Below are 20,958 nucleotides of genomic sequence, written 5' to 3' on the forward strand. Positions count from 1 at the left end.
ACTCTTTTGCTATATAAAGTAATTACATTTGAAGGACAGGGGTAAGTATAATATTTGAGAACAGATTTTTTTGAGTTTTTAAAAAAAAGAATCGTTTGTCAAACTAAAATAAATAAAAGGAATGAAAAAAATAGTAGGAAGTTTTCTACTTTGTGTACTGGCTTTGAATAGCTTTTCGCAGGATTGGCTCCCAGAGCGTCGGGATAGGAAATCTCTATTCCGTCTGTTGGATTGCCAATACGAGGGCGCGAAATTGGTACGGAGTTCAGCTATAGGAGCGTATTCGGACAATTGGGATGTTAAGCAGGAGATCCTAAAAAAGAAGGGGACCAATGAGGTGACCTACCGATTTACCTTTAAGGCGAAAAAGGCCATGAAAGATGTGGGGGCGGCGGTTGCGTTTGATGCTTATGATTGGTCGAGCGACAATTTCGTGATGATTCCTGCGGTTGTTTATAATGGCAATCGCCAACGGATCGTTAATCGGGAATATGCAACGGGTTTGGACAAAACAGATTATTACCGCAAAGATCTGGCCCTTACCTCTAACCCCATACCACAGCTTTCTCCGGAATTTGGTGCTAATTCTCGATTAGAAGTAAACATCAGTAATACCAGCACACCACTGATGGCCTATTTGGATCGGAAGCAACAAAAGGGAGTTTTTCTTTTTACCGATCAAGGGATTAAATGGAAGAATGAAGTGAAAGATCATGCACTCATTATTGAAGAGAGCAGAGATCGGAGTCTTGCAAGCTTTGTCATTAGCGCTCCCGGAGTAAGGTCACGTAAGCCCGAGTTTATTGGCTTTAGTGAAAGTCCCGATCGGGGGATATCTGTAGCTAGGGGGGATGAATTACAGATTCGAGTGACAAGAATTGAGTTTCAAGCAGATGATGTTTCACAGTTGTACGCACGTTTTATGCAAGAACGAAAATCGCATGTCATGGAAACAACTCCGCGTAATCTGATGCCCATGAGCGAGGTTTTTAAGCGTATGGCAAAAAATATTGATGAACGCTATTATGCAAAAGATGGGGTTGGGTTTTACTGTCCTGAAAATGCCGATTGGATGTCTTATGGTTGGGTAGGCGGATTGATCAATACCTATCCTATGTTGGCTTTGGCAGATACTGCCCATTTCAATCGCGTAAGTCATACGTTTAACTTTGCTTTGCCACAGGGGCGCGGAGCAAGCGGATACTACTATGATGTATTGGGAGCAGATGGCCAGGTTATTTACCGTGATGGTGCCAAACTAAATCCAGGGATCGGATTGACGCGTAAAAATGCTGATGTACTGTACTGGATGGTGAAACAGTTTATGTTATTGAAAAAACAGGGCAAATCTTCTTTGATTTCCCAAGAATGGGGAAACTCAACCCGGCAACTTGCGGATGCATTTGTAAAGACTTGGCAAGAAGAAGGAACCTGGGGTAATTATTTGGCTGTTGAATCTGGTAAAGTTGCAGCTTATAATACAACAGGCGGAGCGATGGCTGTTGCTGGTTTGACATTGGCCGCTTCCTATTTTCATAATGATAATTATCTAGCAATTGCAAAGCAGGCTGCAAAAAAATATTACGATGAGTTTGCGCTTGTCGGATTTACTTCGGGAGCCTGTGGCGATATTTTGCAGAATGCAGATTCCGAAACTGCAATTGCATTGACGACTTCGTTAATGACACTTTTTGAACAAACAGGCCAACGCGAATACTTGGAACAGGCTAGAAATCTAGCGAATTATACGGCGTCCTGGACAGTCTCTTTTCCGTATCGGCTGCCTGAAAATACAGCCTTGGCAAAATTGGGTGCCAACCTCACAGGGGCAGTTTGGGCGAGTACACAAAACAAACATGGTGCTCCGGGATTCTGTACGCAGTCTGGCGATGTCCTCTTCAAGTTGTTCCGGGAAACCGGCGTAAGCTTGTATGCTGACCTGATGCGTGACGTTATCCATGCGCATGCCGAAGGTGTACAACCCAATGGTAAGATCACCGAACGTCTAACCTACTGTGATGCAGATAGTCGGGGATCACGTGGCGATGGTGGTAAAACAGGATGGAATGAAACCAATGGCGCATTGATGGCGCTAGAGATACCAGGACTTTACGTCCGCAAGGACAAAGGGGCAGCTTATGCCTTTGATCATATTGTTATCAAGACGATAAAGAAAACAGCTCGGGGCTTGTCTTTGACACTTCACAATCCAACAGCCTACGACGCTCATATCACAATATTGGCAGAAGATGCTGCCCAAGCGGCTCGGCCTCTGGGAGAGAATGCTTTTTGGGATTGGAAGAACAAAGTCAACATAAAAGCTGGAGAATCCCTGGCTGTTGACCTATAAATGAGAACTAAATACGATACGTTTAAAATTAAAGGGAATGAAATTTCTAAAAGCTAAACTGCTATGTCTCGGATTGACTGCCTTGTCAACGATGGGGTATGGCCAAACGACATTAAAGACCAATTATTTTAAAATTGTGATCGACCAAAAAGGTTACATCACGAGCATGCAGAACATTACAAAAAAATCGAGTCCGGAATTTAGTCCCGCTGATAAACCATCCCCGTTGATGGTACTATATAATGCGAAGAAAAGGCTTTATACCTATCCAAATCGGGCGAACTACTCTGCAAGCGATAAAATCATGACTCTGGCTTATCCTAACGGTTCCACCGCACGCATCAGCATCTTACCGCAGTCGAAGTACTTCAAGATGAAACTTCTTTCTTTGACAAACTCGAAAGAAATTGAGGCTATACAATGGGGATCATATCATACCAATATAACCAATTTACTGGGCGAGATTATTGGTGTCAGCCGGGATACGAGCAAGGCAGTCAACTACGCGATTGGTATGCTGGCACTCAATGACAATACATTGGGCGGAACAGCAGATATTCAAGGCGATGCAGCACCATTTCAGTATATTATCCATTCACCGGACGCTGCGCGTTTTCCATTGCCAAATGACCTGCATGAAGGTCAAATATTTACTTTAGGTGGAAATGGTATCAGCGATGTTGCCTTCTATGCGCACAAAGAACCTTATTATCGGATTATGTACGGCAATGCAGCTGAGGTGGATAAAAATGGACGGATATCCATTACCTACCAATCTCGGGACCGTAGAAGTCCGCGTGAGGTGTATTATTCGTTGATTCCCAATATGCCTTCAAACAAGCCCAACCATTTGCAGGTTCAACCCTTGCCCGGTATCGATTATATCGGTTCGTCGATAGCCCTTTGGGGAAGTCCCGATAGTACGGCTTTGATGGATGTGATTCAAGATATTGTCCTAAAAGAGGGCTTGCCATATCCGACCGTCAATGGAAAATGGATCAAAGATCCAGCAGCCTTTGTACCAGATGTATTGACCGAGGGTGGACAATATGACAATATGATAGGATATGCTGACCGGTTGGGATTTAAGGCTATCAGCTTGTATGACCAAGGATTTTTACGGCCTGATCGCGGAAATGCAGGCTATATTGACGGTAAAAACTTTGAGCATAAGCCGCTGAAATTCTCCGATGGGAAAGCACTTTCTCATAAGGAATATGCGGTCCTGGCAGCCAAGCACAATCTTGTTATCGGTCGTACTCCGATAACGAATGCCCTGGCTCCGGGCACGAAAGATGCAAGTCCGGTTCCAAGCGATAGTATCTGGTATCAACAAAAACGTCCGCTAGCAAAGGCTATTAGTGCTACAGATACACTCATCTATGTGGATGATCCGACGCATTTGGATGAAATAGGCAGTTGGGAAGGACACGTTAAAAGCCTGAATATTATTAAAATCGGGAAAGAGCTTATCCATTATTTAGGTGTGAGCGATACCAAACCTTATCGTTTACTCAATGTGAAACGAGGCTACTGGAAAACAACAGCTACTGCGCATAAAGCACAGGATACCTTGTACAAACTACAGGTTACCATTGACTATGGTTATGATGGTCTGATTCCGAATATTCAGCTGCAGGATAAAATAGCCGAATATTATGCCGATGTGTGCGCAATCAATGGTTTGGGCTACTATGATTTTGACGGTCAGGAATTCTTGTTCAATAATGGTCATGGTTACTATTCGGCCAAACGCTTTTTCCGCAGGATGTTTGATCGCGCGAAGCAGCATGGCCTAGCTGACATTCGATTTACAGGGGCTACTTTGTCCGAGGGGTCATGGCATTATCAAAGTATCTGGAATGTAGGTGGGGGAAAAAATTTATATGATGCGCAAACAAGAGAATGGGGTAGTACAACAAGTCAAGGGAAGGATCTAAGGGATGTGTGCCAAGCCAATTTCTTTCCTGTAGGAATGGGTGGGAATTTCCCTATTACAGAAAAGTCTACTGTAGAAGAATATGAGCATATCCAGGCCATGTCCGTGGGTACGGGATCGACCTACAGTTTAAAACTGAATCAAAAACAGGTGGAAAGCTGTCCGCAGAAAGATGCTATTTTTAAGGCAATTCGCACTTGGGAGAACGCCCGTGCGGCAAATGCATTCCCGCGATGGGTGAAAGAAAATCTAGTGGATCCTACGCAGAGTTTTAGACTCGAAGAATTGGATAAAGATCATTGGAATCTTTATCGGATCAACAAAGATGGTTCGGGTAAGCAACTATTAACAAAATTGACAAGAGCAAAAGAATATTAAAAACTATATCCGGCCCATTTAGGCCGGATATAGTTTTTATGGCATTAAATTGATTAAAATGAAAATTACTTTTTTTCTAACCTGTATTTTCTTTTTGGGATTTGGAACCTTGTCGGCACAGATTAAATCGAAGCCTAGGGAATACCATGTTGCGATCACTGGAAGTGATACGCAGGCCGGCACTCCAGCAAAACCACTCCGCAGCATTATGGCTGCAGCAAAGCTTGCGATGCCCGGTGATATTATTACAGTCCATGAGGGGGTATACCGGGAAAGTGTTGTTCCGCCACGCGGTGGCGTTTCGGTAAAACAGCCCATTACCTATCGTGCAGCAAAGGGTGAGAAAGTAATTATTAAAGGCTCCGAAGAAGTGAGGGGCTGGAAGTTAGTGCATGACGATATTTGGCAATTGGACTTACCCAATACATTTTTTGGTACATTTAATCCCTATGCTGAGGAGATCCGTGGGGATTGGTTTTGGCCGACTCCTAAAGAAAGGAAATATCATCGTGGCGCGGTCTATCTAAATGGTCATTGGCTAATGGAAGCTGCATCTAAAGAGCAGTTGTTGGCCGACCGTTCCCCAAAAGGAGGGTGGTGGGCTTCGGTAGACAAAGAAAATACCGTTATATGGGCGCGATTCCCACAGGTCAACCCCAATCAGGAAAATGTCGAAATCAATGTACGGCGCAGGGTTTTCTATCCCGATCGTCCATTTGTCAATTTTATCACGGTCGATGGTTTCGTCATGGAACAGGCCGCTACCAATTGGGCACCACCCACTGCCGAACAGGAAGGTCTTATCGGTACACATTGGAGTAAGGGCTGGCGGATTATTAATAATACCATACAATATTCCAAATGTGTCGGGATTGCGCTAGGAAAATATGGTGATGCCTATGATAATAAAGATACCGAGTCGGCTGAAGGTTATGTCGGTACGATAAAAAGAGCCTTGGCTTTCGGATGGAACAAGGACAGCGTCGGTAGTCATTATGTGGGCAACAATAAGGTTGCTTATTGTGAGCAGGCTGGTATTGTGGGCAGTATGGGCTGTTCTTTCAGTACGATAGACAAGAATACCATCCATGATATCCATATCGATCGCCTGTTTACAGGAGCGGAAATGGCAGGGATTAAATTTCATGGCGCTGTAGATGTTAGCATTCGAAATAATCGAATCTTTCGCACAGATAAGGCAATCTGGTTGGACTGGATGGCTCAGGGAGCAGAGGTTATGGGCAACTTATTGTATCAGAACGATCTTGATGTATTTCTTGAAGTGACACATGGGCCGGCATTCGTTGCCAATAATATTATGCTTTCTCCTAAAAGTTTGTTAATGAACGCGCAGGGGGCTGCTTTTGCCCATAACCTTTTTGCCGGAAAAATAGATGTGGTTGCCTACGATAGCCGATTGACACCCTATTTGAAACCGCATGGAACGAGGATTACGGCATTAAAGGATAATCCGGGTGGAGATGTACAGTTTATCAATAATATTTTTGCAAAAGGGGGGGATGTTAGTGATTATAGTAAGGCCTATTTACCGGTATTGTTGAATGGCAATGTTTACTTAAAAGGTAGTGTCGGCATTTCAGCACACAAGGAGAATGCGCGTATGGGCGAGGTACATGCCGATGCCGAACAGCGTATGAAAGCCTATGTCGTGAAAGGAGCGGTGGAACAACAAGCATTGATTGATACGAACCAGGCTATTCTGGTCAATTTAGTGGAAAAGCTAGGTAAGGTCTATTTGGACTTTCCGTTTCAAGCAAATTGGTTGCAACATAGTAGAGATTTGGTGACATCACGATCATTGCAAGCTACTGCTATACCAAGTCTGCCATTTGAAGATCGAAATGGGCAACCTTTCCGGATTGACCGGGACTATTTCGGTCATGCTCGAAAAAAATCCAATCCGTCGCCAGGTCCGTTTGAATATACTGGGAAAAAGAATAAAAAAATAAGGTTGATTTATGAATAGAAATCTAATAATACAATTAAAGTCGTGTGGGATGCTGTTGAGCATCCTTTTTTGCGTTTTGTCAGGATATGGGCAAGACAGTTAGATAGGCCAACAGAAGATAACAAATAATCAAGATAAACATTAAAAGGGAAACATCCTAATACCAATTTTGATCTAATTACAATATTCAATCAATTATTAGACAGTAATCAGTCACTAGTTATTCAGTTGTTACTGAGTCATCACTGAACAAGCACTGAACGAGCACTGAATAAGTAATGTCAAGAAAACGAATTTAGTTATTCTTTGATTTCAATTTGCTGCCACTAAAAATTAAAAAGAGAAATAGGGAGGAACTGCGTTTATGTAACAAAAAAATAACTGTTGTGCAGTAGTAGATTAAGCCGAATTACTTTTATTTCTTCTAAAAAGCTGGCCGAATCATTTTCTTACAATTGTTCTAGGGAACGGTGGTAGTGAGTCGTCTTTTAATAAAAGCATCATGATGAAATCGCCAAATCTTAAGCTAGTTTTTTTTACCTGTTTCCTTGGTTTTAGTTCTTATTTACCAGGTCAGGCTCAGCAAAACGCCGTACAACAAGTATTATTGCAAAAAAGTAAAGCTATTGTGTCGCAATATGTTGCTAAATTCGATCGACCAGCGGTACGGATACCATCCCAAGTAGCTGTGGATGCCCCTTTGTTGGGGAACGGCAGTACAGGAGTTGCCATTGGTGGTACTTCCGATAGGCAGACCTACTACCTGGCAAGAAATGATTTTTGGCGTTTAAAATCTGGATTTAATGAATCTTATCCTGCTGTATTGGGTAAGGTGGAAGTCGCCATTCCAATGTTAAAGACGGCTAGTTACAAGGTTGATTTAGATCTCTATACAGCAGTTGCAACCTCAACCTTTCAGACGGGAGATAAGGCGCTGGAGATCCGATCATTTGTTTCCGAGAAAGATGACTGCTTGATTTTACAATTTCAAAACAAAGGGAAGCAACAAATCAGTGGGCAGATAAATCTGCTTCTCCCAGCCGATGAACAATTTAAAAATAATCCACCAGCTGAATCACTGTTTCCAGCTGTCACTCAGCAGGAGACGAGAGGAAATGGAACAATATTGATCAGTAGGGGCTTTGAGGAGTTGGTAGATATTCCGACAAAGGCTGCTGCCGCTGGAAAAATAATCACACAGCAGCAACCTGCTTTCAACTTAGATGCAGGCGAATCGCTAACCTATGTATGTGCTTTATCTTCCAATTTCAAAAATAAAGATTGTGTAGAAAAGGTGCTTAAGACCATAGCTAGTTTAGATCTAAAAAATGTAAAACTGCTCGAACGCGAACATAAAAAATGGTGGGCAGATTTTTGGGCCGAGTCTTATATTGAAATTCCTGATAAAGTGATCGAAAAACAATATTACCTGTCTCACTATGTGATGGGATCCTGTAGCCGCGATCCGCAATTTGCCCCACCCATTTTTGGAACATGGATTACCCAGGAGATTCCCAATTGGAATGGTGATTATCATTTGAATTATAACTATATGGCACCTTACTATGGACTTTACTCTTCCAATCATCTTGGTGCAGCAGGTTCGTATGAGCAACCTTTGCTCGATTTCATGGAACGCGGAAAGTTCTATTCAAAAGAAATAACTGGGATTTCGGATGGATTGCTGTATCCAGTGGGAATAGGTCCGAAAGGAATGGAAACAACCCGTCAAAATGCCATCATGGAAAGTGCATTTGGTGGTTATATCCAAGGAGGACAGGTGGAGCATAAAGGTTTGTTCTTTGGTCAAAAAAGTAATGTGTCTTATGGTGTAACCAATATGGCAACGGCGTTTTACACGACTTATGATCGCAATTATGCACAAAAAATATACCCTTATGTGCGCGGCGCAGCTGTGTTTTGGAGCAATTATGTAAAGAAAGACGCAAAAGGGCGTTATGTGATTTTTAACGATGCAATTCATGAAGGTACTGTTGGGGATAGTAATCCAATTCTAAGTCTTGGACTGGTAAGGCAGACACTGCAGCTGGCTGCCGATTTGAGTGACTATTTGGATTTGGACCGTCAGTTGGCGGCGAATTGGATACAGGTAAAGGAGAATCTTGCCACTTTTCCGGTTCAGGAAAGAGATGGTCAACCAGTCTTCCGTTATACTGAAAAGGGGCCTGCTTGGTGGAACGATAATTCACTGGGTATACAACATATCTTTCCGGCGATGCAGCTTGACCTCGGCAGTGACCAATATTGGATTGACATTGCGCGTAATACGATCAGTCAAATGGGGCGCTGGACTGATAATAATGGTACCAATAGTTTTTTCCCGGCAGCGGTTCGCGTAGGTTATAACGTAGATAGTATTTTGTATCATTTGAACCAATATAGTCGGCATACTTACCCGAATGGATTTCAACTGAATAACCCACATGGTATAGAAAATTGTAGTACTGTACCGACAACCATCAACCAGATGCTGTGTGGTGTCCATCATCAGGTGATAAAATTATTTCCGGTATGGAACAAACAGCAAGCTGCACAATTCGCCAATCTGCGTGTAGATGGTGCTTTTTTAGTCTCCTCAAAACTTGAAAATGGAGCTGTTGCTTATGTTGAAATTTTAAGCGAACAGGGCCGCAATTTGATCTTGGATAATCCTTGGCCTGGACAAAAGGTATCTTGTCGTAAGAATGGTAAAATGAAGGAAACAATGCAGGGAAATCGTCTGCATATCAAGACAACAAAGGGCGACCGTGTTTACTTGGTTGCTGGCGTTTAAAAGATTATAACAGGCTATTGGCCAAGATGAAGTTTGGATATAGAAAATATACCTGATAAAAATAAATATAGAAATGAAAGTTAACCGATGTTTTTTGAGGCTGAATGTTCTTCTTCTGCTGTTTGTTTGTGGAGGAAAACAGGGGACAGCTCAAAATAAAGATTACGCTTTTCGCGATGTGAAAAGAAGCCGGGAAGAACGTATTCAAGATTTGATTGCGCGATTGACCTTATCGGAGAAAGTGCAGATGATGAAGCACGAGTTTAAGGGCATTCCACGATTGGGCATTCCGGCATACGATTGGTGGAATGAAGCGCTGCATGGTGTTGCAAGGACAGAAGAAAAAGTCACGGTATATCCACAGGCAATAGGAATGGCGGCTACTTTTAATACGGCTGCGGTCAGACAGATGGGGGACTTCACGGCAACAGAAGGTCGCGCATTATTCAATGAAGATCTCAAAGCTGGAAAAACAGGTAAACGTTACCGGGGCCTGACCTATTGGACTCCGAATGTCAATATCTTTCGCGATCCACGTTGGGGAAGGGGGCAGGAGACTTATGGTGAAGACCCTTATTTGACAGGTCAGATTGGAACAGCTATCGTACGCGGACTAGAAGGTGGTGATCCGCAGTATTTGAAAGCAGTAGCAGCAGCCAAGCACTACGCTGTGCACAGTGGTCCCGAGCATAATCGACATTCTTTTAACGCGGAAGTATCAGCTTATGACCTTTGGGATACCTATCTCCCTGCATTTCGGCAATTGGTAACCAAGGCTAAAGTGCATGGGATCATGTGTGCCTACAACCGTTTGGAAGGGATGCCATGTTGTGGGAATAATGTGCTACTTAATAATATTTTGAGGCAGCAATGGGGGTTTAAAGGCTATGTAACTTCGGACTGCGGGGGTATCAATGATTTTGCTAGCGGACATAATACACATCCGGATAATACAGCGGCCGTCGGTGCGGCAGTTTTGGCCGGAACAGATCTGGAATGTGGTAATCTCTATCAATTGCTGGAACAGGGGGTAAAACAAGGGACATTATCCGAAAAGGAAATAGATGTTTCGCTAGCCCGACTTTTGCAAATCTGGTTTCAATTGGGCATGTTCGATCCACAAGAACTGGTACCTTATGCAAAGATAGGTCGCGAAGTGATCGAAAGTAAATCGCATAAGGCCCATGCTTATAAAATGGCGCAGGAATCTATGGTGCTGTTGAAAAATGAGCATGCCATTCTGCCCCTGGATCCCAATAAAATAAAAAGAATTGCGTTGATCGGCCCCAATGCCAATAATGGACATGCGCAGTTAGCAAATTATTTTGGTACGCCCTCAGAAATTGTCACACCGCTGAGTAGTCTGCAAAAGCGTTATGGAAAGCAAATCGCGATAGACTATCTTCCGGGAACAGAAATCATGAAAAAAATTGATGGCGGCCCTTCATTTGAAGAAATTGTTAAAAAGGCTGCGGTAGCAGATGTTATTGTTTTCGTTGGTGGGATAACGGCAGACTACGAAGGTGAAGCGGGCGATGCCGGAGCGGCAGGTTATGGTGCGTTTGTCAATGGCGACCGTTCGACGATGGCCTCTCCGGAAGTACAGACCGCATTGCTGAAAGAGTTGAAAAAAGTAGGGAAACCACTTGTTTTGATCAATATGTCGGGGTCGGTGATGAGTTTCGACTGGGAATCCCAGCATGTAGATGCCCTATTACAGGCATGGTATGGCGGACAGGCGGCTGGAGATGCTATTACAGATGTGCTATTTGGTCGCTATAATCCTGCAGGACGTATGCCGTTGACAACGTATAAACGGGATGCAGACTTACCCGATTTTGAGGATTACTCCATGGCAAACCGGACTTATCGTTATTTTACGGGTGAGGTACGTTATCCATTTGGTTATGGACTAAGCTATACAAATTTTGAATATAAACAATTGCAGGCACCTACGACCGTCGAAACAGGCACTGACTTTGAGGTCACGGTACAGGTGACAAATAGCGGCGAGCGTGATGGTGATGAGGTCGTTCAATTGTATGTTGTTCATCCAAAAGAAGGAAACTATAAGGTGCCTAATAGTGCATTAAAAGGTTTTCAGCGTGTATTTTTTAAAAAAGGACGTTCTCAAAAGATAACTTTTACACTGACACCTGAAGATCTTGCCCTAGTGAGTGAAAAGGGGGAGCTGATACAAAAAGGTGGGACTGTCAAAATATATGTTGGTGGTGGTCAGCCAGGGAAATCTGTGGGTGTCGAGCGTGAAATTACAATGCATGGAACAGCGTATCGACCTTATTAAGACAAAATAGAAAAAGGCTTGTATAGATTCATAACTTTATTTAATCAACGAATAAACAATACTAAATGAAAGTACTTTTTGGAATGATCCTAGCCATGTTATCCCTCTCTTTATTTGGACAACAGCAGGAAATTACACGCATGGGAAATGCGCGTGTTGAACTTTTTGATCGGGATTGGAAGTTTTTCCGCTTTGGTTTGCAAGCGGACGGTAATCAATTGGCTGAACCGAATGACGTGTATAAGACCGAGTTTACTGATGATTCCTGGCGTAAATTAGATCTGCCGCATGATTGGGCTATTGAGGGACCATTCCGTATTGAATTGGCCAGTGAATCTGGAAAGCTGCCCTATAAAGGGATAGGTTGGTATAGAAAGCATTTTAAACTGGAAAATCTTCAAGCCGGAGAACGGGTTTATCTGGATTTTGATGGCGCCATGGCGAATGCCAAAATTTGGTTAAATGGCCGCTATGTGGGCACTTGGCCATATGGGTATAGTTCCTTTCGTATGGACTTGACGCCCCATCTAAAAAAAGATGCTGAGAATGTTTTGGCGGTACGTTTGGATACGGAAAATTGGGAATCAAGATGGTATAGCGGAGCCGGAATTTATCGTCATGTATGGATGGTTCGTACTTCTGCAGTACATGTCGCACATTGGGGAACCTCGATTACAACTCCGGTGATCAACGACCAATACGCAACGATTAAGAATGAAGTAACATTGGATAACTTCCGTTTTCTTCCGGTACACGCTGAGGTTAAAGCTACTTATTTCGAGGTGGATGCGCAAGATAAGCCTGGAAAACAGGTGGCTACTGCCCGTGGATTTGTTGATCTGCACGCCAATGCAAGTGGCAAACTCAATCTTGAAACGCGTATCAATCAACCGAAGCACTGGGATATTCTATCGCCCAACCGTTATGTAGAAAAAATTGAAGTCATCGTTGACGGTCAACTTAGCGATACTTATTATAGTCCTTTCGGTGTTCGTACAATCGAGTTTACAGCGAACGAGGGCTTCAAGTTAAACGGCCGTCGTGTAGACATAAAGGGGGTATGTAACCATCATGATTTAGGATCATTAGGGGCTGCTTTTAATAAAACAGCCTTGGAACGTCAGCTCAAAATGTTACAGACCATGGGGATGAATTCCCTGCGTACATCACATAATCCACCAGCACCGGAACTATTGGAATTGGCTGATAAAATGGGGATTTTGATTTGGGACGAGGCTTTTGACGCTTGGCAAACAGGTAAGCGCGCAAAAGATTACAATAAATTATACGATGAGTGGCATGAGCGCGATCTATTGGCTATGGTGCATCGCGACCGAAATCATCCGTCGGTATTCATTTGGTCCATTGGTAATGAGGTGCTTGAACAACAGGATGTCAACATGACTCGGCATCTGGCCGATATTATTCGCCGGGCAGATCCAACACGACCAGTTTCCAATGGTTATAATGACCCGGATGGCGGCCGCGAATCGGGGGCTGCAACTGCTTTGGATATCATGGGTGTAAATTATTTCTTCAGTCAACAAGGTCGTTGGGATAAAGATGCGCGTTATCGGAACATGCCGACGATTGGTAGCGAAACTTCTTCCTGTGTTTCTTCCCGTGGAGAATATTTTTTTGGAACCGATTACGATGGCTGGCAGGTCACCTCTTACGATCGTGCTGCTCCGGGATGGGGCTGCTCACCGGATGTACAGTTTCGGATATTGGCTCAATATCCAAATCTGCTGGGAGAATACGTTTGGACAGGTTTTGATTATCTGGGCGAACCGACACCGTATAATTCAGCGGAGACCAATTTGTTGAATTTTAGAACGGATCCCGCAAAACGTGCTGAACTGGAAGCTGCATTGGAAGAATTGAAGAAGAAGAATCCGCCTTCAAGAAGCAGCTATTTTGGTATTATCGACCTTGCCGGTTTTCCAAAAGATCGGTTCTACCTATATCAATCCCATTGGCGACCTGAATTGCCAGTGACGCATATCCTGCCACATTGGACCTGGGCAAGCAGAAAAGGGGAGATTACACCGGTGCATGTGTATACTTCGGGTACGGAAGCAGAACTGTTCGTCAATGGAAAAAGTCAAGGACGTAAGAAGAAGGTTGCGGGACAGGATTTTCGATTGCAATGGGATAGTGTGCGCTACGAACCGGGAACGGTAAAGGTAATTGCTTATAAGGACGGCAAGGAATGGTCCAAAGCAGAAATTCAAACCGCTGGAAAGGCCGAAAAGCTCCAGATGGAAGCGGATCGTGCTACAATCGATGGCGGACGGTCGGAGCTAGTTTTTGTCTCGGTAAAAGTGACTGATAAAAAAGGAACCTTAGTGCCTCAATCGGACGCGTTGATTGATTTTTCGGTCGAAGGTGCGGGTGAAATTGTTTCTACCGATAATGGGAATGCGATTGATTTTACTTCGTTCCAAAGTCATTCGCGTAAAGCATATAATGGAATGGCATTGGTCATCGTAAAGGCAAAAAAAGGAGAGCAGGGTGCAATCCGGATCAAGGCATCAAGCAAGGGGTTGAAAGTCGCGTCCGTAAATGTATTGTCAAAATAAAAAGACAAAATACTTAAAAAGAAGATCTATTTCCTGTGCCTAGCCGATGGTAGGACAGATAAAGTGAAAAATCAAGCCCAACTTATACTATAGCAGCCCGAAAGGAAATGTGGAAGTGCTGGAACAGGATCAAAATAGTAGGACAGTAGCATTAAATGCCACATCAGAAGCAATTTTGAGGTCATATACCGGTGAAGAGTCAAACTTGGCTTGTGATTAAGTAAGCCGTCTGGTAAAGGTCTCGGATCGAGATTTTAATTTTTAAGGAGTCTTCTCGTCATGCTGGTGAGAAGACTCCCTGTTTTGCCCCCAGCCTTATTTGCTGCTTGTTGTGTACCTGTGCATGATTGAAAAGATTCCAGCACCTATCTTCTCGGATTTCTTTTGACGTCTACTTAATGGGATATTTTGGTCTATATGTTATTCAATATGGAGCAATTTTTTACTCTGCTTTGAATGCCCATTTTCATTGAAAGCCTCGACTGAAAAATAGTAGTCCTGAGCGCTATTGAAAATACGTCCTTCAAATCTGTTGTCGTAGATCACGGTGGCATTATATAATTTTTCGGCAGTAACGCCCCAACGTAGGATATAGCCTTTAGCATTTGGGCTTGCTTGCCATTGTAAGGTTATCCGACGAGGATCCTTTGTATCCCGTTGTCCTTCTAAGCCATTGATCGCTGTTGGTTTTTGTCCAAGGCCATTGCCAAAAATGCGGAAATCATAGAGTGAAAATTTTCCGGGGATCTTTTTCTTATTGGTGATACGTACGTAACGTGCAAGAATTTTGTGATCCAAGCAGAACAATTCATGTGGGTGATCTTGTGTGTTTTTTCGCTGGTCAATGAGGGGAGACCATTTTTTTCCATCTAGGGAGTATTCGATCAAATATTGATAACTATAAGATTGTGGAGCTTTAAGTTCGAAGTCCTGATCGGCAAAATTAACCTGAAGGGCGTTGATGGCCATTTTCTTCTCGAGGTCGATTTGAAGGTACTCACCGATGGCTCCTGATCTTGCTGACCACCAACTCTCTACACGCTCATCATTCGCATTGCCTTGTGGAAATTTACTTAATGCACTGGATACGATAATGGGCTTATTGCGAGATAACAGGTTATACGGAAGAGAAAGGTCCTTCTTTTCGAGATTAACTTTAGTATTGGGAATCTGAAAGGGGAGATCAGTATATACTGTTTGTGCGTAAAGTTTACCTTCCTTGTCAAAAAATGCCGGAAAAAGACCGATACGCCGTTCGAACCAGTCCCGTACCGAAATTTTCATGGTTGCAACGTGCCAAAAATTGCCAAGTTTGTCTTGAAATGTATGACCGTGACCTGCTCCAGCAATAAATCCCCCCGGTTTATAGGAGAAGGGACTATTCGTTTCGTAGCGAAAAGGTCCTAAGGGTGATGTCGATGTATAGACACCATCGGCATAACTCCTGAATTGAGTCCCAGGAGATGCATATTGGAGATAGTATATGCCTTTGTATTTAATTACAGAGGGACCTTCATTCCAGCCTGGAGTCCCTAGTTCGTTATGCTCCCCCTGTACTTCCCATCCATATTGTTTTTCATGATGTTGGATCAATACTTTTGGCTCACCAATGGGTTTGAACCCATCTTTTGGATCGACCTCCACACCCATAATGGGATCTACGTTGGAACATCCCCAGTATAGATAGACTTTTTGGTTGTCATCCATGAAAAAGGCGGGGTCAGTCATTCCTATGGTAAATTTGGTGGGTACAGGTTCCCATTGATCCTCATCCGGATTGACTGTTTTATAGATCTGAGGTTTTCCTCCTGACGCAAGAAAGTAAAGCGCACCATCATAACTCAGTACCGTTGGTGCATAAGCTTCTATGCTTTTGATAGTTTTACATGAAATGTAAATCCAGTCTTTTAGGTCTGAAGAGCGCCAATATCCACCAGATTTGGAAGCAAATAGATAGTATTGACCTTTATAGAGTTGGACGACAGGGTCTGCTGCTTCACGTCGGCTTGGACTTTCTGGCATGAAACGGTACTCGAGCGCTAGGGGATTGATGGTGATTTTTGAGGATTGTTGCCCGTAGATAAGCCCAGACCAAAAGAATAGAAGGAGAAGTACTGATCTGATAATCTTGTTGAACTTATTTTTATTCTGAGATGCAATTAGATATTGCATGGGAAGATATTCTGGCTTTCGCATAATTTTCCTTTTCTAATAAAGTCGATTGAAAGGGGGCTTTCCCTAAATCTCCCAATACCAAAGATAGCCATCTCTTAAGATGGCTATCTTTGGTATTTTATCCCTAAAGTCTTTTTATCAAAACGATCAAACGAAAATATAAAAGACGTATTTGCTAATCTTCTTCATTTTTCAAAGGAAGTCATAAATCCAGTACGCATACTCATCTGTTTGAAAGTATCGTAGACATCTTTTCTACAGCTGAAAAGGGTAGCGGATAGTAAGTTGTCATTTTCGATACTTTTTATAAATGCCTTCTCTTTCTCTGTTAAGACAAGCCCTTTGTAATCTATTACACCAGCAGAGGCCAATACGATGATGCGATCTCCAAGTTCCCATTTTCGTAGTTGATAGGAAGAAAGGCCCTTTGACAAATCTGTTAAATATGCGTTTCCAAATGCTTTATTTAATTCGACGATAAAGCTGTTCAATTTTTCGGGTTCTATCCTGTCTGTTGTCCCGGACAAAAGCAGCAGCTTATTGTCGAGGTCTGTAATGGCATTTATTTCCTTGAACTTTAAATTTCGGAAAAAACCCACAGTATAATCCTTTTCCCACTCATTTCTTCCAACACCAGTTTGCCGATATTGAATAGCAAATGCCGTGTCAATGTTAAAGTTTTGTCCTGTCCGGTCTATGGTATCCGTTTCCGCCCTAAAAAAATAAATCGGTTTTACACCGGCATTTCTCTTTTTATGATAATCCGACCATTCGGCTTTTAAGGCAGTTCCATAAAAACTTTTTGTGTTAAAGCTATTAAAATTTACCTTTTCCACATCTAATCCCCCATCTTCAAGCTGTCGTTGACAATAGCAGAAAGTTGTCAATGATATCAGCGCAAGCAGAAGTAACTTTTTTCTTATCATTTTCATTAATTTATTTCCCTGCCTTTTTCTCTGGCCAGCCAACAAATAGGCCTGTCTCTAACGGCTCTGAGAAAGTGCTGTCATACCAAATGCTAGCAGCAGTAACAAAAGAGAATATTGTTTGAATGACGTCATCGTTTTGTTTCTAATTTAAGTTGAAAATAGGTATTATATTTTATATTATTTACTCGAATGGTTAAAATTATATGCAATAAATACTGATAGAACAACGAATCATAAATCAGTTGTGACGAATTGTAAGAGGTAGAAAGACAGCTATAAGCGGTACTTTATATTTGTATATAGAAATTATTTTAGCTGTATCCCACGTATTAATTTATGGAAATTATTAAAACATTTATCACTTATCTGCTTACTTACGTGATTACTTATTATAGCATCAAGCATTCCCTTGCTGATAACCTGTTAATTAGCACGATGAATATGGGGATTTCGGCATTAATTGCAGCAACTATTACCGCTTTACTATCGGGGGATCTGACGAAAAATAGAAAAAATGAAGCGTAATACAAAATAGATGTAAATTAGACCGTTTTAGAAGGAGCGAAAAAGGGAGCTTTCTTATCCAAAAGCTCCCTTTTTTGGTGTAAATAGGACAATTCACCTTATCTTTTTTCGAATTTATACGAAAGCGTTGCCATAAAACTGCGGGGTGGGATAGGGTTTACACTATAGTTTTCATGGATATAGTAATTAAATGCATTGTTGATATTGGACAATTTTCCAAGTATGCTCCAATTTTTATAGCTGTATCCAGCCGAAAAGTCAATTGTGGTAAATGGACTGACGGAAATCAGACGATTTACACCGTCTCGAACATTAATTTTGCTATTGTTCCATCCTGCGTTACGTCTGCCTGTGTAAAAAGAAGAGAAGCCTAGTTTTAATCCTTTGACAGTTCCATGTTGAAAGGTATAAAATACTGTTCCATTTGCGGTATGTGCAGTGGTTCCCACCAAGCGTACGTTTTCCTCATTTCCTGAAATTTCAACAACTTTTGTTTCATTTCCAGTTGTTGTTGTATAGCTTGAAATGGGATTTGTATGTGTATAGCGCATATAGTTATACGAATAACCAGCTGTCACATTCAGGCCAGGTAATAAAGTTCCTGTTAGCTCAGCTTCGACACCATCAGAAGCTGTTTTTCCGGAGAACTCCTTCATGTTGGCATCACCGTTTTCGCTGCCGTCGGGTTTCAATAGCAGCTGCTGAGCGAATTTATTGTTATTGATTCTATACCAGGCAAGATTTGCTGATAGACGACCATTGAAAAAATCATTCTTTATACCGGCTTCATATTGATCGATGATGGACGGCGCCAAAGGTTGATAGTTGCTATCGTAACCGGCGTTTGAGGTAAAATTATTCGCATAAGTTATGTATATGCTGGATGAAGGTATCGGTTGATAAATCAAGCCGAATTTCGGTGACCATGCTTTATCAACTTTGGCTGCCATTGGATTCCCTTGACCATCTTTTGTAATAACTTCTTCGGTTTTATTTTCCGCGTAAGTCAACCGCTCTGAATTAGGTGTACGTTGGTACGAATAGCGTATTCCGGCCAAAACTTTAAACTTCTCATTCAGTTCAATTAAATCCTGCAAAAACACGCCGTACCGATAAATATCTGTCGTGGTTTTTGTCAACAAATTAGCTTCAGGGATATCAGTTCTCAATCCCTTGCCCGTTGGCATATGCTGTGCTGTTTGGCCCGGATTGAAAACGTAAATCGAATCATAGGCATTCGCCTTTAAGACATTTTTGTTATCGTAATAATTGATCCCTTCCATAAAAAATGCGTACGCATTTGCATGTGATTGGTCAGCATCGGCACCGACTAGAATCTTGTGTTTAATAGCACCGGTTTTTACGGTGCCTGTTAGATTTAACTGCTGGTTGGCCGTAAATTCGTTTGATTTGGATCTTGTCAAATTTCTTGGCGCAATACCATTTTTGTCAGCCTGGATCCGATCGGATCCGTAATAGTCACGATCATAGGTTTGATAACTTGCGATCGCATTTAAATTCCAGGATTCGTTAAATCTATGGTTGAAATTGACCTGCCCATTTGAAGTATTTGTATTATTATAAGCCCAAGGTACATTTAAGAATGTATTTCTTCCGACAGATTGATTTAATTTGCCATCTACGGTGCCTATTCCAAAGTCTGGCGTAAAATCACTTTTCAGGTAATCAAATGTGAAGTTTAGATCTGTTTGCTCAGAAATTTTGTACAATACCGATGGGTTTACATAGGTTCGTTTTGACTTTACCTGATCTCTAAAGCTTCCAGCTTTTTCATAAGTGCCTATCATGCGAAATGCAACTTTATTTGAAATCGGTCCATAAACATCGACTGTAGGTTTGTAGAAGTCATAGCTGCCTACACGCATTGAAGCTTCTCCACCGTAGTAGAACTTTGGCTTTTTAGTAACCAGATTAACTACCGCACCGCCGGATACACCACCATATAGTAAAGCAGCACTTCCTTTAAGAATTTCAACGGATTCCAAGGTACTTGCTTCTATAGAACCGCCATTGTTTGTGCGTGCACCATTCTTAAAAATATTGTTTGCCCCCAAGCTGTAACCTCTCGCATAGAAGTTTTCATTTACACCACCACGATTTGCGCCCATCGCCACACCGTTCGCATTTTTGAGTGCATCGCTCAATCTGTTGACTTGTTGATCTGTGATAATCTGTTTATTAATAATTTGTACGCTTTGTGGCAAGTCTTTATCTATAATGCCAGCTTTGCCAACATTGACTGTTTTATTATTATGGGAATTATACCCAAATACTTCAACCTGCTCCAATTGCGACTCTGAAATATTCATCGCTACGATAACTGTTTGCGCTTTACCATCTTTAACAGTTATTGTTTGTTCTTCAACAGCGTTGCCTATGCTTTTGATTCGAATGGTATAGGTCCCATCGGGAAGATTGGAGAAATGAAAACTGCCATCGTGGGAAGTTGACGTAGATCTACCTAGTGTAGGAATCGTTACTGTAGCTGACTCGATTGCAGCGCCATCTTTGGTTTTGACACGACCATATACCCCATTGTTTTGAGCTGAAACATCTAAATGTGTAGCTCCCACCAATCCCAGACTTAAAATAAGTCCCAGAAAAGATCTTTTCATTGTTAATATTGAATTAGTCTAAATTATTTGTCGCTGCAAACATACAATTATTTTCAGTTATTTAGACTCATTTAAAATAAAAAATAACACCTTAATTTTTATATAATCCTTGTTGAACTAAGGTCACTGCAAGATGACGTTATTTTGGGCGTATCGTTAGGTCCTTTACAGCTTTATATATCTTCACGAATCGTAAATTATAAGTACGGATTGTAAATGGATGATATACTGAAGAAATTGACTTAATATATTTGGAATTAGGAGATCAACACATGTACCCATCAGGCTATAGCTGTTTTTCATTAGGTTAGAAGAAAGCCGTTAGGAATTCCCCATTCCAACGGCTTTTGCTTTTTATCAATTAATAAGCAAATCA

Annotated in this window: 10 protein-coding genes; 7 read left to right on the plus strand and 3 right to left on the minus strand. The window is 42.0% G+C overall.

All coding sequences use genetic code 11. The features are described from left to right. Positions 1-121 precede the first annotated feature (121 nt). The 6 genes from BWD42_RS12320 to galB all read left to right on the plus strand — a co-directional run bounded on the left by BWD42_RS12320 (position 122) and on the right by galB (position 14,317). Positions 122-2,350 carry a hypothetical protein gene (locus BWD42_RS12320; protein ID WP_077436686.1) on the plus strand — a complete coding sequence of 743 codons (2,229 nt, stop codon included), beginning with the start codon at positions 122-124 and terminating at the stop codon, positions 2,348-2,350. 37 nt (positions 2,351-2,387) lie between these two features. Further along, positions 2,388-4,667 (plus strand): hypothetical protein, encoded by a 2,280-nt coding sequence (locus tag BWD42_RS12325; RefSeq protein WP_077436687.1) that lies wholly within the window; start codon positions 2,388-2,390, stop codon positions 4,665-4,667. A 58-nt stretch (positions 4,668-4,725) separates the two neighbouring features. Beyond that, positions 4,726-6,654 (plus strand): right-handed parallel beta-helix repeat-containing protein, encoded by a 1,929-nt coding sequence (locus BWD42_RS12330; protein WP_077436688.1) that lies wholly within the window; start codon positions 4,726-4,728, stop codon positions 6,652-6,654. 484 nt (positions 6,655-7,138) lie between these two features. Then, a complete protein-coding gene (locus BWD42_RS12335; RefSeq protein WP_139351135.1) occupies positions 7,139-9,430 on the plus strand; it encodes a glycosyl hydrolase family 95 catalytic domain-containing protein in 2,292 nt (763 codons plus the stop codon). A 73-nt stretch (positions 9,431-9,503) separates the two neighbouring features. Continuing rightward, a complete protein-coding gene (locus BWD42_RS12340; protein WP_077436690.1) occupies positions 9,504-11,735 on the plus strand; it encodes a glycoside hydrolase family 3 C-terminal domain-containing protein in 2,232 nt (743 codons plus the stop codon). Between the two features lie 65 nt (positions 11,736-11,800). Then, on the plus strand, positions 11,801-14,317 hold the full coding sequence (galB, locus tag BWD42_RS12345) for a beta-galactosidase GalB (protein WP_077436691.1): 2,517 nt from the start codon (positions 11,801-11,803) through the stop codon (positions 14,315-14,317). Positions 14,318-14,737: 420 nt separating this feature from the next. On the opposite strand, the gene BWD42_RS12350 is transcribed toward galB, so the two are convergent. Next, positions 14,738-16,513: a family 43 glycosylhydrolase gene (locus tag BWD42_RS12350; RefSeq protein ID WP_139351136.1), complete on the minus strand. Its 1,776-nt coding sequence runs from the start codon at positions 16,511-16,513 to the stop codon at positions 14,738-14,740. 164 nt (positions 16,514-16,677) lie between these two features. Further along, a complete protein-coding gene (locus tag BWD42_RS12355) occupies positions 16,678-17,418 on the minus strand; it encodes a hypothetical protein (protein ID WP_139351137.1) in 741 nt (246 codons plus the stop codon). A gap of 339 nt (positions 17,419-17,757) precedes the next feature. Here BWD42_RS12355 and BWD42_RS12360 point away from each other — a divergent pair, with 339 nt between their 5' ends. Further along, the gene (locus BWD42_RS12360; RefSeq protein ID WP_077436693.1) at positions 17,758-17,946 is read left to right on the plus strand and encodes a hypothetical protein; all 189 of its coding nucleotides are present in this window, start codon (positions 17,758-17,760) and stop codon (positions 17,944-17,946) included. 98 nt (positions 17,947-18,044) lie between these two features. On the opposite strand, the gene BWD42_RS12365 is transcribed toward BWD42_RS12360, so the two are convergent. Next, entirely contained in the window at positions 18,045-20,582 is a 2,538-nt protein-coding gene (locus tag BWD42_RS12365; RefSeq protein WP_077436694.1) for a TonB-dependent siderophore receptor, read from the minus strand. Positions 20,583-20,958: the final 376 nt, after the last annotated feature.

This window comes from Sphingobacterium sp. CZ-UAM (assembly GCF_002000245.1).
Classification (GTDB): domain Bacteria; phylum Bacteroidota; class Bacteroidia; order Sphingobacteriales; family Sphingobacteriaceae; genus Sphingobacterium.

Coding starts and splice junctions, on each gene's coding strand:
- BWD42_RS12320 (WP_077436686.1), top strand. CDS start 122: ATGAAAAAAATAGTAGGAAGTTTTCTACTTTGTGTACTGGCTTTGAAT.
- BWD42_RS12325 (WP_077436687.1), top strand. CDS start 2,388: ATGAAATTTCTAAAAGCTAAACTGCTATGTCTCGGATTGACTGCCTTG.
- BWD42_RS12330 (WP_077436688.1), top strand. CDS start 4,726: ATGAAAATTACTTTTTTTCTAACCTGTATTTTCTTTTTGGGATTTGGA.
- BWD42_RS12335 (WP_139351135.1), top strand. CDS start 7,139: ATGATGAAATCGCCAAATCTTAAGCTAGTTTTTTTTACCTGTTTCCTT.
- BWD42_RS12340 (WP_077436690.1), top strand. CDS start 9,504: ATGAAAGTTAACCGATGTTTTTTGAGGCTGAATGTTCTTCTTCTGCTG.
- galB (WP_077436691.1), top strand. CDS start 11,801: ATGAAAGTACTTTTTGGAATGATCCTAGCCATGTTATCCCTCTCTTTA.
- BWD42_RS12350 (WP_139351136.1), bottom strand. CDS start 16,513: ATGCGAAAGCCAGAATATCTTCCCATGCAATATCTAATTGCATCTCAG.
- BWD42_RS12355 (WP_139351137.1), bottom strand. CDS start 17,418: ATGATAAGAAAAAAGTTACTTCTGCTTGCGCTGATATCATTGACAACT.
- BWD42_RS12360 (WP_077436693.1), top strand. CDS start 17,758: ATGGAAATTATTAAAACATTTATCACTTATCTGCTTACTTACGTGATT.
- BWD42_RS12365 (WP_077436694.1), bottom strand. CDS start 20,582: ATGAAAAGATCTTTTCTGGGACTTATTTTAAGTCTGGGATTGGTGGGA.